At 69.0% G+C, this 15,485-nt stretch carries 11 protein-coding genes; 4 read left to right on the top strand and 7 right to left on the bottom strand.

The window, feature by feature from the left end; all coding sequences use genetic code 11:
• Nucleotides 1-97: 97 nt before the first annotated feature.
• Both AB0N16_RS02965 and AB0N16_RS02970 read right to left on the bottom strand, forming a co-directional pair.
• The gene (locus AB0N16_RS02965) at nt 98-937 is read right to left on the bottom strand and encodes a helix-turn-helix transcriptional regulator (RefSeq protein ID WP_365792372.1); all 840 of its coding nucleotides are present in this window, start codon (nt 935-937) and stop codon (nt 98-100) included.
• Nucleotides 938-1,466: 529 nt separating this feature from the next.
• On the bottom strand, nt 1,467-2,534 hold the full coding sequence (locus AB0N16_RS02970) for an SDR family oxidoreductase (RefSeq protein ID WP_365792374.1): 1,068 nt from the start codon (nt 2,532-2,534) through the stop codon (nt 1,467-1,469).
• Between the two features lie 263 nt (nt 2,535-2,797).
• Between AB0N16_RS02970 and AB0N16_RS02975 the strand changes: the two genes are divergently transcribed.
• Nucleotides 2,798-4,477, top strand: a complete 1,680-nt coding sequence (locus AB0N16_RS02975; RefSeq protein WP_365792376.1) for a CocE/NonD family hydrolase — start codon at nt 2,798-2,800, stop codon at nt 4,475-4,477.
• Between the two features lie 313 nt (nt 4,478-4,790).
• On the opposite strand, the gene AB0N16_RS02980 is transcribed toward AB0N16_RS02975, so the two are convergent.
• The 4 genes from AB0N16_RS02980 to AB0N16_RS02995 all read right to left on the bottom strand — a co-directional run bounded on the left by AB0N16_RS02980 (nt 4,791) and on the right by AB0N16_RS02995 (nt 8,863).
• Nucleotides 4,791-5,798, bottom strand: a complete 1,008-nt coding sequence (locus tag AB0N16_RS02980; protein WP_365792378.1) for an aldose 1-epimerase — start codon at nt 5,796-5,798, stop codon at nt 4,791-4,793.
• Nucleotides 5,799-5,814: 16 nt separating this feature from the next.
• On the bottom strand, nt 5,815-6,597 hold the full coding sequence (locus AB0N16_RS02985; RefSeq protein WP_365792380.1) for an ATP-binding cassette domain-containing protein: 783 nt from the start codon (nt 6,595-6,597) through the stop codon (nt 5,815-5,817).
• On the bottom strand, nt 6,594-7,628 hold the full coding sequence (locus AB0N16_RS02990) for an ABC transporter permease (RefSeq protein WP_365792382.1): 1,035 nt from the start codon (nt 7,626-7,628) through the stop codon (nt 6,594-6,596). Before AB0N16_RS02990 ends, AB0N16_RS02985 begins: the two co-directional genes overlap by 4 nt.
• 107 nt (nt 7,629-7,735) lie before the next feature.
• A complete protein-coding gene (locus tag AB0N16_RS02995) occupies nt 7,736-8,863 on the bottom strand; it encodes a substrate-binding domain-containing protein (RefSeq protein ID WP_365792384.1) in 1,128 nt (375 codons plus the stop codon).
• A gap of 149 nt (nt 8,864-9,012) precedes the next feature.
• Between AB0N16_RS02995 and AB0N16_RS03000 the strand changes: the two genes are divergently transcribed.
• Both AB0N16_RS03000 and AB0N16_RS03005 read left to right on the top strand, forming a co-directional pair.
• The gene (locus AB0N16_RS03000) at nt 9,013-10,071 is read left to right on the top strand and encodes a LacI family DNA-binding transcriptional regulator (protein WP_365792386.1); all 1,059 of its coding nucleotides are present in this window, start codon (nt 9,013-9,015) and stop codon (nt 10,069-10,071) included.
• Complete coding sequence (locus AB0N16_RS03005; RefSeq protein WP_365792388.1) at nt 10,064-11,128, top strand: carbohydrate kinase; 1,065 nt, start codon at nt 10,064-10,066, stop codon at nt 11,126-11,128. The genes AB0N16_RS03000 and AB0N16_RS03005 overlap by 8 nt, the downstream gene beginning before the upstream one ends.
• Before the next feature lie 67 nt (nt 11,129-11,195).
• On the opposite strand, the gene AB0N16_RS03010 is transcribed toward AB0N16_RS03005, so the two are convergent.
• Nucleotides 11,196-12,620: a non-reducing end alpha-L-arabinofuranosidase family hydrolase gene (locus AB0N16_RS03010; protein WP_365792390.1), complete on the bottom strand. Its 1,425-nt coding sequence runs from the start codon at nt 12,618-12,620 to the stop codon at nt 11,196-11,198.
• A 1,081-nt stretch (nt 12,621-13,701) separates the two neighbouring features.
• Here AB0N16_RS03010 and AB0N16_RS03015 point away from each other — a divergent pair.
• Complete coding sequence (locus tag AB0N16_RS03015) at nt 13,702-15,135, top strand: endo-1,4-beta-xylanase (protein ID WP_365792392.1); 1,434 nt, start codon at nt 13,702-13,704, stop codon at nt 15,133-15,135.
• Nucleotides 15,136-15,485: the final 350 nt, after the last annotated feature.

Below are 15,485 nucleotides of genomic sequence, written 5' to 3' on the forward strand. Positions count from 1 at the left end.
TGGAGCGCAGGGCGAAAGCCGTGCGGGCTGCACCCTTCCAGGGTGCCCTTGTCCGGCCCTCCCGCGCCGAGCCTGGCCCGTGCCGCGGCCCAGGACGTCAGGGCGTGAGCCGCTGGTGCCCTACGACGGAGAGCAGTTCGAGTTTGCTGTGGCTCTCCGTGCCGGGGCGAGTGGTCAGCACCACCAGGGTCTGGGCGCGGTTCTCCGTGTACAGGAGCTGGGCGTCGACGTCGATGCGGCCGAGTTCGGGGTGGAGGATGGTCTTGCAGTCGTCGTAGCGTTGCGCGACCTCCTGAAGTTCCCACATGCGGACGAACTCGAGGCTGTGTTCCTGGAGTTCGGCGAGGATCCGGGTGGCTCGGGGGGTGTCGCTGCCGGCTGTCAGCGCGGCCCGCAGGCGTGCCGCCTGGGCGCGGCCGTGGCGTTCGTGGGTCTCCTCGGGAACCATCAGACGCTCGGCCGGGTCCATGAACCAGCGGTAGTAGCCGCTGCGGGCCAGACCGGTGTGGCGGGTCTGGTCGCCGAGCAGCGCGACGGCCACGGGGTTCATGGCGAGGGTGTCGAACAGGTCGGTCTGCACCATGGCCGGGGAGTCGTCCAGACGGTCCAGGACCCGCATCAAGGTCGGGCTGACGTGTTCGGAGCGGTGGAATCGGGCCGGGGCGTTGTGGCCGATGAGCACGAAGAGATGGTCGCGTTCGTCCAGGGACAGCCGCAGCGCCCGGGCGAGAGCCGCGGTGATCTGGACGGAGGGCTGCGGAGCACGCCGCTGTTCCAGCCGGGCGTAGTAGTCGGTGGACATGCCGGCGAGCTGCGCGACCTCCTCGCGGCGCAGCCCCTGCGTACGCCTGCGCGGCCCCTCGACCAGCCCGACGTCGCGGGGCCGCAGCGTCTCACGCCGGTGACGCAGGAATTCCGCCAGTTCCTTCTTGTCCATGCCGCCATCCTCGCCGCATCCCACCCGGCTATCCAGAGACCGCCGATCCATGGCTGAGCACCCCCCCGCGCGAAGCCGCTCGTACGGCCGACGCGGAGGGCGCTCGCATCGAGACGTCCCGATGGTCACCTGACCCGCATGACCCGCTGGGAAATGCGCCGACCGTCGGCGGCGCCGCAGGCCGACGACAGGGAAGCCGCAGGCCGACCACAGGGAAGACGGCCCGCCGCGACGGTCCCCCGTCGAGGACGCCGGACGCCTCGGACGGCCCCCGGGCCTCGCCACCCGGCCTGGCCGACACGACGATGTTCGTCGTGTGACGGGCGCTCGCGTGCCCGTCGGCGGCGCTCAGGACGGAGCCGGTCGCCTCCCGTGGGACGACCGGGGCGAAGCCGACGACGCTTCCCTACCGTTCCGCGTCTTCGGTGAGGACCACCCGAGGCGGGTCCAGCTGGCGTGCGTCCCTGATGTGGCCCCCCAGGACCTGCCCGCGTGCTCTTCGTTGTTCCGCGTCGGCCTGACAGGTCGGTCAGCTGCCGCTGATCACGGCGAGAACGTCGTCGTACGAGCCGTTGGCCTGCGCGTCACGGATGAACCTGGCGCGCTCGACGACAAGCTCTTTCGCATCGGGCTTCTCGCGCAGCAGGTCGAGGGTCTCGGTGAGGAAGTCGGCCAACGGCATGGATTGGTCGCTGTCCTGCTGGCCCAGCAGGGTCGTGCGCACGCCCGGCGGGACCACCTCGATCACCTGGACGCCGGCGTCAGCACCGGCGAGCTGGATGCGCAGGCTCTCGGAGAAGGAGTGCAGCGCGGCCTTGGTCGCGCTGTAGGTCGGGGTGCTCTGATACGGGACGAACGCCAGCGCGGAGGTGACGTTCATGACGACCGCGTCGTCCTTGCCCACCAGCAGCGGCAGGAAGGCGTACGTCATCCGGATCGTGCCGAGCAGATTGGTCGCGACGTGATCCTCGGCGATCGGGAGTTCGGCCGGGTCGAGGAGGTTCTCCCGCAGCATGATGCCGGCGTTGTTGACCAGGACGTTCAGCCCCGGGTGGCTCGCCGCCACGGTCCCACGGGCCCGGGCGATCGAGTCGGGGTCCGCGACATCGAGGACGAGCGCGTCGATGCCCGGGTGCGCGGTCGTGATCTCGTCGAGGAGTTCCTTGCGCCGTCCGGCGACGATCACCTTGTTGCCGGCCTCGTGCAGACGCAGGGCCAGGCCGAGGCCGATGCCCGAGGTTCCGCCGGTGATCAGGATCGTGTTGCCGGTGATCTTCATGGAGGTCTTGCTCCTTCGGTGCGGCGGGCCGGTGAGCGCCCGCAGCCTCGACCGTAGGAGCGCCCGCGCAGGGGCGGGAGAGGACGGCTTGTCCATGGACCGGCGCTCCCTGGCTGAGCCGTAGAAGACGCCACAGCCGGTCAGCGCCTCCAGACCAGACGCGGCGAGCCGCCGGTAGGAGAACCCGGACGAACTCGCCACGCGATACGGGGTGGTCCCCACGACGGCGTCGACGACACCGCCGGGCTGCGTGGTCGACTGGCGGACACGGCGCACCGGCTGTCCGCCCGGCGCGAAGACGAGCTTCTTCCTGGCCACCGGCAGATGCGTCGGCTCGGCGAAGCAGCAGTGGCCCCAGCCGAGGCCGGCCGTGGCAACTCCGCCCCTCCGCCGCCCTCCCCCTGACGCCTCATCAGAACAAGCGCCAAATAAGCGTCAGCCGTCGTTCCCTCCGGGGTATTAACAGTCGCCGGTCACTCGTTCGAGTGGCGGGCGCGGTTCGCTCGCCGGAAATGATCACACCGGCACGACCATGTCTATGACAGTCCGTCAGAGACACTGCCGCGAAAGGCGGAACATCCATGCCGGTCAACGGATTCCCGGAGAACCCGTTCGCTCTCAGCCCCGACGACGTCGCCATGCTGGAGGCGATCCGTATGGCGCTGCTCGACCCGTCGCCGCGCCGGATCGGCATGCTCGACCAGTGGGGTCTTGCCGACACCTTCGAGGTGCAGGTGGAGGCCGCAGAGTACCGGGAGTTCCCGATCCTCATGTCGGACGGGACCCGGATCGACGCCGGGCTGAGCATGCCGCGCAGCCTCGCTCCGGGGCAGACCTGCCCCGCCATCGTCATGCCCGCCCCGCTGAACGACCTCGGCCGACTTGCCTACTTCGGCATGATCCCCCGCTGGACGCTCGGCGGCTACGCCGTCCTCACCTACAGCCAGCGCGGCCTGGCTCGCTCCGACGGCGAGATTCATGTCGCCGGGCCCCAGGACGTCGCCGACGGCGTCGAGATCCTCAACTGGCTCAGCGCGCTGGAAGGCGTCGACGAGGACCGGATCGGATGTTTCGGCGCCTCCTACGGCGCCGGGACCAGCCTGCTGCTGGCCGCGGAGGACCCCCGTGTCAAGGCCGTCGCCGGTGCCAGCGCCTGGGGCGATCTGTTCACCTCGCTCTTCGAGAACGGCACCCGGCACATCAAGGCGTTCGAGGCGCTCGTAGCCCTGTTCCACGAGGAGCGCTGCTCGGCGGAATTCCAGAACATCATCAAGAAGATCCGCGACAACGTCATCGACGACGAGGTCAAGGAGTTCGCCCGCCTCCGCTCGCCGATGCAGCACCTGAAGACCTACAACGACCGCAAGCTGCCGGTCCTGATGACCACCTACTGGCACGAGACGATCTTCTCCGTGCCCGCCGTCGTCGACCTCTTCACCAAGCTGCAGGGCCCCAAATCGCTGTTGGTGCAGATCGGCGACCACGGCAATGGAGAACTGCCCGGCCTGTTCGGCGCCATCTCCAAGCCCACCGAGATGACCTACCGCTGGATGGACCATCACCTCGGCGGCAGCGCCGGCGACGGCGCGAAGCCGCAGTACGGCATCCGCTCGGAGTACATGCACAACCTCCTGTCCGACCTCACCCACCCCGACTGGGCGGGGTACGCCCTGCCGATGCAGCGCTTCCATCTCGGCGCCGTTCCTGCAGGGCAGCAGGACGCACCCATGGCGCAGGGCCAGCCGCAGGCGGGCTGGACCCGCTCCGTGCAGGCCGCCGGCCCGGACACAGGGGTCGTCGTCGCCCCCAAGCTCGTCCAGACCGGAATGATGGAGCGGGTCGGACTGCCCCACGTCTACAAGACCGCCGACATCAAGCGCGATGTCGCCGCGGTCTGGACGACCGCGCCCCTGGAGCAGCCCATGCGCGTCCAGGGCGACCTGGAGGCCAAGGTCACCGTGAAGCCGCAGACGAAGAACGCCACCTTCATCGCCTACCTGCTGGACTGCGACCCCGCCACCGGCCGGGCCGCCATCATCACCCACGCCCCCTACACCCTCACCGACCAGCAGGCCGCCACAGTGACCTTCCGCTTCCAGCCCGCCCACTACGTCCTTGCCAAGGGCCGCCAGCTGCAGCTCATCATCGACAGCTACGACCCGTTCTTCGCGGATGACAACACCATCCCGTCCGCCCTCGAGATCACCTCCCCCAAGGACAACGAGTCCTACATCGACATCCCCCTCATCACCCTGCCGTAGCACCCACCCGTCCCGGCGGGGCAACCCACACCCACCAGACAGGTCCGGTCCGGTACACAGCGGACCGGACCTGTCTCACAACCGGCCACCACCCCAGCCCTGTCCGACTCACCTCGCGGACCGCGTCCAGCAGAGCATCGGTGACGACCAGCAGGCTCAAGTGGCACCCACCGTGCACCGGCACACCACCGACAGCCCATGATCCTGGCCCGAAGGAGAACCACGAGCGGTGCCAGCACCACGTAACCGGTGGAGCTGTCGCGGTGACTCCACCGCCGGGGAGAGCGCAGCACGCCGCGTCGGCACCGCGGGCTTACGAGACCATGTACTCGACGCCGAAGGCGAATGCGCGGGTTCGGCCGGGTTCGAGGGCGAGGGCGGCGGCGTGTTCCGGGCGGTTGAAGGCGTTGGTCATCGTCTCGACGGGTTCGAGGGCGATGGAGGTGCGGCGGTCGCGGGCCAGCGTGTCGCCGGTGAAGACGTGCAGGTAGCCGCTGTGCTGCCACACCCGTAGTGCCTCACCGGTCGCCGGGTCGGTGAGCACCGTGTCGATCTGGCCGGCGGCGCCGTGGGTCAGGTCCGCGTAGCAGGCGTCGATGACCGCGTCACCGAGCTGTTTCGGGGTCCGGAAGTCCATGTCCGGGCAGTCGTCCAGGGAGAGCAGGGCGTTCTCGCCGGGAAGTGGGATGAGGGCTGCGTCGGTGCGGATCAGAGTGCGCGCGGGGATCTGCAGGGTCAGCGCGTCGATGGGGCGGGACAGCGTGAAGTAAGGGTGCCAGCCCGCCGCGTAGGGGGCGGTGGTGTCGCCCACGTTCGTCGCGCGGATCTCGATGCCCAACTCGCTTCCGCTGAGGACGTATTCGACGGTGAGGTCGAGGGCGAAGGGGTAGCCGGGGTAGCGGCCCGGTCGGATGCTCGTGGTGTGCAGCAGCAGTCGGGCGGAGTCGGCTGTCGTGGTGGCGTGGGCGAGTTCGAAGGGGGCCTCGCGGGCGAAGCCGTGGTAGACAAGCCTGTCCTCGTGGTCGCCGGGGAGCAGGTCGTGGTCCTGGTCGGCGTAGCGGTAGCGGCCGTCGGCCACGCGGTTGAGGAAGGGGGCCAGCAGGCCGGCGCGCACGCCGTCCTGGGACAGGAGTTCCTTCTCGTCACGGTAGCCGTCCGTCAGCTCTGTGAGCCGGCCGGTCGCTTCGTTTCTGACCTGCCAGCTCAGCAGGGTCGCCCCGCGCAGGGAGAGGACGGCGCGTGCCGAGCCGTCCGGTGCGGAGACGACAAGGGTGGGCTCGCCGCCGAGGCGGTCCTCGGCGATCCGGTACTCGGCGGTCACTGCCCTGCCGTTCCTTTCAGCTCGCTTCGGGGGCGAGCTTCTTCGCGCCCGTCATGATGGCCACCGCGTCCTCCATGGAGTGCGACTGCGGGGTGATGACGCCGGCGCAGGCGCCGAGGCGCTGGATGTGGATGCGGTCGGCGACCTCGAAGACGTTGGGCATGTTGTGGCTGATGAGGATGACGCCGAGGCCCTGTTCGCGCAGGTCGCGCACGAGTTTGAGGACCTGGCCGGTCTCGCGGACGCCGAGGGCGGCGGTGGGTTCGTCGAGGATCACCACCCGGCCGCCGAAGGCCGCGGTGCGGGCGACGGCCACGGACTGGCGCTGGCCGCCGGAGAGGGTCTCCACGGCCTGGTTGATGTTCTGCAGCGTGCCGATACCGAGTCGCTTGATGTGGTCGGCGGCCTGCTTCCGCATCTCACCGGTGTCGAGCATGCGGAACACCGAGCCGAGGATGCCCTTGCGGCGGATCTCGCGGGCGAGGAAGAGGTTGCTGGCGATGTCCAGGGCGGGGGCGACGGCGAGGGTCTGGTAGACGGTTTCGATGCCGGCGTCGCGGGCGTCCTGGGGGCGCTTGAAGCGCACCTCCTTGCCGTCGATCAGAATGCTGCCCTGGTCTGGGACGAGGGCTCCCGAGAGGCACTTGATCAGGGTGGACTTGCCGGCGCCGTTGTCGCCGATGACGGCGAGGACCTCGCCGGGGTGGAGGGTGAGGTCGACGCTGTTCAGGCCGACGACCCTGCCGAAGAGCTTGACCAGGCCCTTGGCTTCGAGAACGGGGGCGGTGGCGGTCGTCACGACTTCACACTCCGGATCCACTGGTCGACGGAGACAGCCGCGATCACCAGGATGCCGACTGCGAGGACTTGGTAGTTGGGGTCGATGCCGGCCAGCGCGAGGCCGTTGACGAAGACCTGGACGATCAGCGCGCCGATCAGCGAGCCGAAGACCACGCCGCGTCCGCCGAACAGGCTGGTGCCGCCGATGACGACCGCGGTGATGGACTGCAGGTTGGCGTTGAGGCCGCTGTTCGGGTCGCCGCCGCCGACCCGGCCGACCAGGATCCAGGCGCCCACGGCGATGGCGAAACCGCCCACCATGTAGGCGCTGAGCAGCACGCGGTTGACGGAGATTCCCGCCAGCCGGGCGGCCTCGATGTCGTCGCCGACCGCGTAGAGATGACGTCCCCAGGCGGTGTAGCGCAGGGCGTAGCCGACCACCGCGTACAGGGCGATCATGAGGAGGACGCCGTAGGTCAGGTTCAGCTGGCCGAGGGAGACGGTCTGGCCGCTCCACAGCAGGATGTTGCCCGGCTGCAGGGCGACGGTCTGGCCCTTGGCGTAGATGAGGGTGATGGCGGTGAAGACGCTGAGGGTGCCGAGGGTCACGATGAACGGCGGCAGCTTGATCCTGGTCACCAGCAGGCCGTTGACGGCCTGCGCGGCTATCGCGACGACCGCCCCGGCCAGCAGGGCGAACACGCCGGGCCAGTGGTTGTCCGCGACCAGCTTCGACATGAGCAGCGAGGAGAGCACCATCACCGCGCCGATCGACAGGTCGATGCCGGCGGTGAGGATGATGACCGTCTGCCCGACGGCGAGCGAACCGATGACGGCCGTCTGCTGGGCGACGAGCGAGAGGTTCTGCAACGCGTAGAAACGTTCGTTCACCAGGGAGAACACGACGGCGGCGAGCACCAGGACGATGGCCGGGCTGAGGGCCGGCTGGCGGTGCAGCACCGAGTGGATGCGCTGGCTGAGGGTGGCGGGCCTGTTGAGGAACTCCTCCGCCGGTGCCGGTGTGGCTTGACTGTCCACGTGGGTGGTCACAGGGGGTCCTTCCGGTGTTTTCCCTGGTACGGGCTCATGGGCTCGTGGGGTGCGGGTGCGCCGCCGGTGCCGTCACGGCGGTCATCGGCGCCGCACCCGGCTCGGTGTCAGCTGCCCCAGCAGGCGGAGGCGGCCTGGGACGGGGACTGCACGGTCAGGCCGTCCAGGGACTTGGCGGCGACGAGGGCGGTACCGGTGTCGTAGAAGGACTTGCCGTTGGTCACGCTGGGCTTGCTGCCGCCGCGGGCCAGCTTGGCGATCGAGGTGACACCGAGGGCCGCCATCTTGCCCGGGTACTGCACCGCGTCGGCGGCGAACTCGCCGCTGGTGACGTTCTTCAGGCCGGAGCAGCTGCCGTCGATCGCGTAGATCGCGGCCTGCTTCTCCTTGCCGGCCGCCTTCAGCGCGTTGTACGCGCCCTCGCCCGCGGGCTCGTTGATGGCGTAGACGACGTTGATGTCCGGGTTGGCGGACAGGCAGTTCTCCATCGCGGTGCGGCCGCCGTCGATGGCACCCTGGGTGGGCTGGTGACAGACGACCTTGTACGTGCCGCCCTTGCCGCCGGCGTACTTGCCGGACTTGGCTTCCTTGCCGTTCTCGGTCTTGCTCCCCGGGTCGATGCCCATGCCCTCCAGGAAGCCGTGGTCGCGGTTGATGTCGACGGAGACGACCTGGTTGTTGAACAGGTCGAGCATGGCGATGACCGCCGGCTTGCCGTTCAGGGCGGCGGCGGCGTACTGGCCGATGAGCTTGCCCGCCTGCTCGTTGTCCGTGGCGTAGGTGATGTCCGCGGTGCTGGCCGGGTTCGGCGCGGTGTCCAGGGCGATGACGAAGAGGCCGGCCTGCTTGGCCCGGCCGAGGGCGGCGTTCACGGCGTCACCGTTGGTGGTGATGAGGATGCCCTTGTCGCCGCGCGATATGGCGTTGTCGATGGCGGTGATCTGGGTCTGGGTGTCGCCGTCGCTGTTGCCCGCCGCCACCGTGAGACCCACGTTGTCCTTGGCGGCCTGGGCCTTGGCGTCCTTCTCCATGCTCACGAAGTACGGGTTGGTGAGCGTCTTCAGGATCAGCGAGACGCCCACCTTGCCGCCGCCTCCCGAAGCGGACGAGGAGGAGCTTGAGCCGGAAGAACCGCAGGCCGCGAGGGTGGCCCCGAGGCAGACCGTGACGCCGATCGCTGCTGCCCGGGTACGCCGGCTGCGGCGGCTCGGCAGGTGACTGGTGGAGAAGTTCATGGCTCGATCCCTTTCGGATCCGTCCCTTGGCCGACGCTGAGACAACGTTGACTGGGCGAGATACTGGGCCCGTATGGACGAGGCCGTCAAGACGCTGATAGACATGCGCGGGCAACGAGTAGGTAACGTGCGATCGGTTGGAGACAACGATGACTCAGGGCGAGCCGGCGCCCCGGTCCACCCGCAGCCGCCCCACCATGCGTGAGGTCGCGGCGCTGGCCGGAGTGGCCATCAAGACGGTCTCGCGCGTCTTTAACGGGGTCCCCACCGTCGACCCGGCGATCGTCGCCAGGGTCCGCGAGGCCGCCGACCAACTGGGTTACCGTCCCAACCTCACGGCCAGCAGCCTGCGCCGCGGCGACGGCCGTACCGCCACCATCGGCATGCTCGTCGAGGACGCCGCGAACCCCTTCTCCGCCGCCCTGACCCGCACCGTCGAGAACGTGGCCCGGGCCCGCGGCGTGCTGGTGCTGGTCGGCAGCCTCGACGAGGACCCGGCCCGGGAAAGGGAGTTGGCCCAGGCGCTCATCGACCGCCGGGTCGACGGGCTGGTGATCGTGCCCGCGGGACGTGACCAGAGCTACCTGATCAGCGAACAGCGCTCCGGCACCCGCCTGGTCTTCGTCGACCGCGAGGCCGGCCTGCTGGACGCGGACGCCGTCGTCTCCGACAACCGACAGGGTGCCGTCACCGCCGTCAACCACCTGCTCAAGGCCGGTCACCGCCGGATCGCCTACCTCGGCGACCAGGCGTCCATCCCGACCGCCGCCCAGCGCTTCGACGGCTACCGGCACGCCCTGGAAGTCGCGCACATCGAGTACGACGACGGGATCGTCCGCCATGTCGGGTCCAGTGAACTGGCCGCCGTCGCCGCCACCGAACAGCTCCTCGCGCTGCCGGACCCGCCGACGGCGCTGTTCACCAGCCAGAACTTCGTGACCATAGGGGTCCTGCGCGCGCTGCGGGCCCTCGGCCTGCAGGACGGCGTCGCCCAGGTGGGCTTCGACGACTTTCCGCTGGCCGACATCCTCAACCCGGGGATCTCCGTCATCGCCCAGGACGTCGAGCAACTGGGCAGGACAGCCGCCGAGAAGCTCTTCCGCAGACTGGACGGCGACGACTCCCCCACCCACACCGTCACCGTGCCGACCCGGCTCATCGAGCGGGGCTCCGGCGAGATAGCCCCCGGAGGACCCCGCCATGACTGAAGCGACACAAGACCTCGGGCAGCCCCCGGCCGTGACCGTGATCGGCGAAGCACTCATCGACCTGGTCCAGCTCGGCACCCCCGGCGACTACCGCGCCCGGCCCGGCGGCAGCCCCTTCAACGTCGCCGTCGGCCTGGCCCGCCTCGGCCACCGCACCGCGCTCATGGCCCGGCTGGCCGGCAACTCCTTCGGCCGGCAGCTGAGCGCCCACGCCGCCGCCGAGGGCATCGACCTGGCGTACGCCCCGTCGGCCGCCGAACCCACCACGCTCGCCGTGGTCTCCATGGACACGGAGGGGCGGGCGAGTTACGACTTCTACCTCGACGGCACCGCCGACTGGCAGTGGACCGAGGCGGAGACCGCCCTCGTCCCGCCGGACACCGCCGTGCTCCACTTCGGCTCAGTCGCGTCCTGGACCCCGCCGGCCGACGACCACATCCACTCCGCTGTCCAACGGCTGCGCAGCGCCGGCACGACCCTGATCAGCTACGACCCCAACATCCGCCCCCTCCTCCTGGGCGATCCGGAACACGGAAGGCAGGCGGTCGAGCGCAGCGTCGGCCTCGCCCACCTGGTCAAGGCCAGCCGTGAGGACGTCGAGTGGCTCTACCCGGGCACGCAGATCGAGAAGATCGCCGCCCACTGGCTGGACGTCGGCGCACTGCTCGTCGTCATCACCGACGGCCCCGACGGAGCCCACGTGTTCCCGGGCAGCGCGGGAGCTTTCAGCCGCGCCGGCCGCAAGGTCGCCGTGGTGGACACCGTCGGCGCGGGCGACGCCTTCACCGCCGGGCTGCTCGGCGCCCTACTGCGCCACGGGCTGGACACGCCGGGGGCCTTGGCCGCGGCCGACCCGGACGTGCTGACGATCGTTGTGGACGACGCGGTCCTCGTCTCCGCGCTGACCTGTGAACGCCTGGGCGCCGACCCGCCCACCGCCCTGCCCCGCCCTCACCTCTCCGCCCAGGCCCCCCTGGCGGTGACGGACCTGGCCTTCGCCGACCGGACGGGCACGGGCGGCCCGACTCCGCAGCCGCTTCAGCCGGCCGAGAAGTAGCGCCTCCGCGTCACGGAGACCGGCTTATCTGGGTGAGGCCGGCCGTCGGCGAGGTACACGGGCCAGTTCAGCGCTGCAGGGTGAGGACAGCCGGCCGCCAGGGCAGTTGGTCGTAGGGGCCGCTCGCGGAGGGGGACTTGCCCTGGTAGAGGAACTGCAGGTTGCAGGGGTCGATGGTCATGGTCTGGTCGGGGTTGTTGCGGACCAGGTCACCATGGCTGATGTCGTTGGTCCAGGTGGCACCGCTGTTGGCCTTGCCCGCGAAGGGGTTGCTCTCGCTTGCGGCTTGCGGGGTCCACGAACCGCTCAGGCTGGAGGCCGTGAAGGAGCGGAAGTAGCGCTGCTCATTCGCACCCCTGGCCTCAACGATCATGAGGTACTGGTTCTGGCCCTGGACCTTGTAGACCTGCGGCGCCTCGAACAGGTTCTTCTCGGTGTCGCTCATGACCGTCGTGTACGACGAGCCGAAGTTGCCCGGGAAGTTCCCGATCGGCATGCTCGCCCGGTAGATCTTGCCGTTGTCGCCGGCGAAGAACAGGTACATGTTCTGGCCGTCGGCGATCAGGGTCTGGTCGATCGGGGCGGAGCCCGGGACGCTGCCGGTGAACAGCGGCTGCGGCGCGGACCAGCCGTTGGGGTTGGTGGGGTCGCTCGACGTGCGGTAGATGAAGGGCCACGCACCCCACTGGTACGCCAGCACCCAGATGTTCTTGGGCGCGAAGTAGAACAGCGTGGGCGCCACCGCGGACTGGCTCATCCCGGTCTGGCCGGCCGACGCCATGTCCGACCAGTTCGTGAAGGGCTTGAACATCATCGAGCCGTACGACGACCCCGACACGTTCGACGCGTAGACCAGGTGCTTGCCGTTGTAGGTCACGTTGGTGAAGTCCTTCAGCGAGACCCACCCGTTCGCCGGCTGCGCCAGCGCACCCGTCGACGTCCACCGGTACGTCGACGGCAGAGAACACGTGCCGTCCCCCGGCGGGGTCGTCCCGGACAGGCCGGTCCACTTCTGGTTGCTGCCCCCGTTGCACGTCCAGATCTGCGCCGCTGTGCCGTTGGCGGTACCGGAGCCCGTAACCTCCAGGCACAGCCCGGACTCCACGCCGACGACCGTGCCGTCGGAGTTCACCCGCCACTGCTGGTTCGCACCGCCGGAGCAGGTCCAGATCTGCACCCGCGTACCGGCCGTGGTTGCGTGGCCCGGAACATCCAGGCACTTGTTGCCGTACACGGTGAGCTGGTTGCTATCCGTCAACGTCCACTGCTGGTTGGTCCCGCCCCAGCAGTCATAGATCTGCAGATACGTGCCGTCGGTCTGGCTGGCGCCCGGCACATCGAGACACCGGCCGGAACCAACACCGCGCAAGGCGCCGCTGGAAGCCGCCTGAGCCGGGGCGGCGACGAGCATCGCCGCCAACGCGGCCAGGGCCGCAACCACGGCGGCGAGCACCACTGACGGATGCCTGCGGCTGGAACTTCCTCTGCGCATGGATACTCCCTAGACCCTGAGTAGGCGGTTCCGGTTGGCCTCGTCAGAGGCCGGCCGGACTGTTCGGCGTAGTGCGGTGTGCAGCAGTCCGCGAGCACCACGGCGGACCGGGGAAGTGGACGAGTCCATGACATGCGCAACTGCGACATATACATCCGTTACATACACATGCGGCATGGCCCTTGCGATTCCGACTTCAGGCGGTACTGCCCGGCATGGCCCTACTGTGCGACGGAGCGGCCCGAAGTGTTCGTTATGTCGAACAGAGGTCGAGCCATCGAGCAACCCGATGATAGGGAACCGGTGAAGGCCGTCAATACCTCTCGCATGTATCGCCTCAAGCGCCGAAACATTCGTACCATCACGCGCCGACCAACGCACGCCACACCGACAAGTGGCTGGCTCGTAAGCGACTTGACCCCGGAAGGGAGCGATGCGCGGACGGCGCAGACACTCGGCCGGGCCTGCCTCCAACGTCCCTGACAGCGAAAGTCGCACGACGCCGACGCCAGACCGGGGGTCGGCGTCCGCTTACCGGGTGACCGAAAGATTCGTGCGACAATCGGAAATTTCTTCGGCCGGGAAGTATTGACGATCCACGGTCACGCCTCAATCATCCCTGTCGGAGAAGCCGGGCCTGGTTCGAGATTCCGGGCTGTCTCGGCCTGGGCAATCCATGCTGCACGGCAGATCAGCGACCAGCTGCACGGCAGACCCGCGCACCACATCACCTGCGCCACCCCGTTCCGTTCCGGTGAGGTTCGCACCAGCGCATCCTGGCTCTTCCCGCAGTTGGAGAGGCATGCGACGCCACGTGACGGTCCCCCGGCTGAGCCGCGCTGGAGTACCCCATGCCTGTGTCGAGACGTGGAACACGCCCGCCGCCCGCCGTACGTCGCCCGAGGGCCGACCGGGTGCGGCGCCCGTGCCGTTGGCGTCATCCCGGTCCCCATGACCGCGGTGTCCGGTGATTCCGTCCTGCCCGGGCTCCGACCTGCCCCGCCCGTCCGCCGGACGGGGCCGGACGACGCAATCCCCTGCGCTTCAGTCGATCAGCGATTTCTACCTCGGAGGCACAGTCATGGGCTCGTATGCCCTTCCCAGATCCGTTACTCGCCGGAAGATCCGCACCCTGCTGCTGGCGCTGGTCGTCGGTGTCCTCGGTGCGGTCACCGCACTGGCCGCACCGCCGACCGCACACGCCGCCGAGGACACGCTTGGCGCCGCGGCGGCACAGAGCGGCCGCTACTTCGGCACCGCCATAGCCTCCGGCAGGCTGGGCGACTCGGCGTACACGACGATCGCAAACCGTGAGTTCAACATGGTGACGGCCGAGAACGAGATGAAGATCGACGCCACCGAACCACAGCGGGGCCAGTTCAACTTCAGCGCCGGCGACCGCGTCTACAACTGGGCGGTGCAGAACGGCAAGCGGGTGCGTGGCCACACACTGGCCTGGTACGCCCAGCAGCCCGGCTGGATGCAGAGCCTCAGCGGCAGCTCACTGCGCCAAGCGATGATCGACCACATCAACGGCGTCATGGGCCACTACAAGGGCAAGATCGCCCAGTGGGACGTCGTGAACGAGGCTTTCGCCGACGGCAATTCGGGAGGTCGGCGGGACTCCAACCTGCAACGCACCGGCAACGACTGGATCGAGGTCGCCTTCCGCACCGCGCGCGCCGCCGACCCGGCGGCCAAGCTCTGCTACAACGACTACAACATCGAGAGCTGGACCTGGGCCAAGACCCAGGCCGTGTACGCCATGGTCCGGGACTTCAAGCAGCGCGGCGTGCCGATCGACTGCGTCGGGTTCCAGTCGCACTTCAACAGCGGCAGCCCCTACGACAGCAACTTCCGCACCACCCTGCAGAATTTCGCCGCCCTCGGCGTCGACGTGGCCATCACCGAACTCGACATACAGGGCGCCTCGGCCTCGACCTACGCCAACGTGACCAACGACTGCCTGGCCGTCCCGCGCTGCCTCGGCATCACCGTCTGGGGTGTGCGCGACACCGACTCCTGGCGATCGGGGGACACGCCGCTGCTGTTCAACGGCGACGGCAGCAAGAAGCCTGCCTACACCGCCGTCCTCAACGCACTCAACGGCGGCGGCTCCACGACACCCCCTGCGGATGGCGGACAGATCAAGGGCGTCGGTTCGGGCCGTTGCCTGGACGTGCCCGGAGCCGGCACCACCGACGGCACACAGCTCCAGCTGTGGGACTGCCACAGCGGCACCAACCAGCAGTGGACGTACACCGACGCCGGCGAGCTCAAGGTCTACGGCAGCAAATGCCTTGACGCCGCCGGCACAGGCAACGGTTCCAAAGTCCAGATCTACAGCTGCTGGGGCGGCGACAACCAGAAATGGCGCCTCAACCCCGACGGATCCATCGTCGGCGTCCAGTCCGGCCTCTGCCTCGACGCCGTCTCAGGCGGCACCGCCAACGGCACCCTGATCCAGCTCTACTCCTGCTCGAACGGCAACAACCAACGCTGGACCCGTACCTGAGGGGGGCTGCCACAAACGAAGGGGTGAAGCCGTGACAGCCCACGGTGCGGCTTCTCCCGCCCCTCCGCAAGGACATCGTTGACGGTCCCAGGTCGCCGCCGTGGTGGCGGCGACCTCGCGATCGGAATGCTCGCCGCGGTGCATCCGGCGCCCGCCGAGGCGGCGAGGGCGAACACCGTGGCCGAGAGTCCGTCCTGCTCAGGGCTGAGCAGACTGGGGCAACCAGCTCACCGGGATCCGCCCTCGCTCGCTTCGGACAGCAGGTCGCACACGGCTGCCGCCCTCCCAGAGTGCGGGTGCGCGTCGCCTTCCCCCGACAGGACGTGCCAGCTGGCGATTGACCCGCGCTA

The sequence above is a fragment of the Streptomyces sp. NPDC051105 genome (assembly GCF_040682795.1).
Taxonomy (GTDB): Bacteria; Actinomycetota; Actinomycetes; order Streptomycetales; family Streptomycetaceae; genus Streptomyces.

Excerpts from the sequence above, each read along its gene's own strand:
- AB0N16_RS03010 (WP_365792390.1), bottom strand. The coding sequence starts at position 12,620 with ATGCGCAGAGGAAGTTCCAGCCGCAGGCATCCGTCAGTGGTGCTCGCC.
- AB0N16_RS03005 (WP_365792388.1), top strand. The coding sequence starts at position 10,064 with ATGACTGAAGCGACACAAGACCTCGGGCAGCCCCCGGCCGTGACCGTG.
- AB0N16_RS02995 (WP_365792384.1), bottom strand. The coding sequence starts at position 8,863 with ATGAACTTCTCCACCAGTCACCTGCCGAGCCGCCGCAGCCGGCGTACC.
- AB0N16_RS03000 (WP_365792386.1), top strand. The coding sequence starts at position 9,013 with ATGACTCAGGGCGAGCCGGCGCCCCGGTCCACCCGCAGCCGCCCCACC.
- AB0N16_RS02965 (WP_365792372.1), bottom strand. The coding sequence starts at position 937 with ATGGACAAGAAGGAACTGGCGGAATTCCTGCGTCACCGGCGTGAGACG.
- AB0N16_RS02975 (WP_365792376.1), top strand. The coding sequence starts at position 2,798 with ATGCCGGTCAACGGATTCCCGGAGAACCCGTTCGCTCTCAGCCCCGAC.
- AB0N16_RS03015 (WP_365792392.1), top strand. The coding sequence starts at position 13,702 with ATGGGCTCGTATGCCCTTCCCAGATCCGTTACTCGCCGGAAGATCCGC.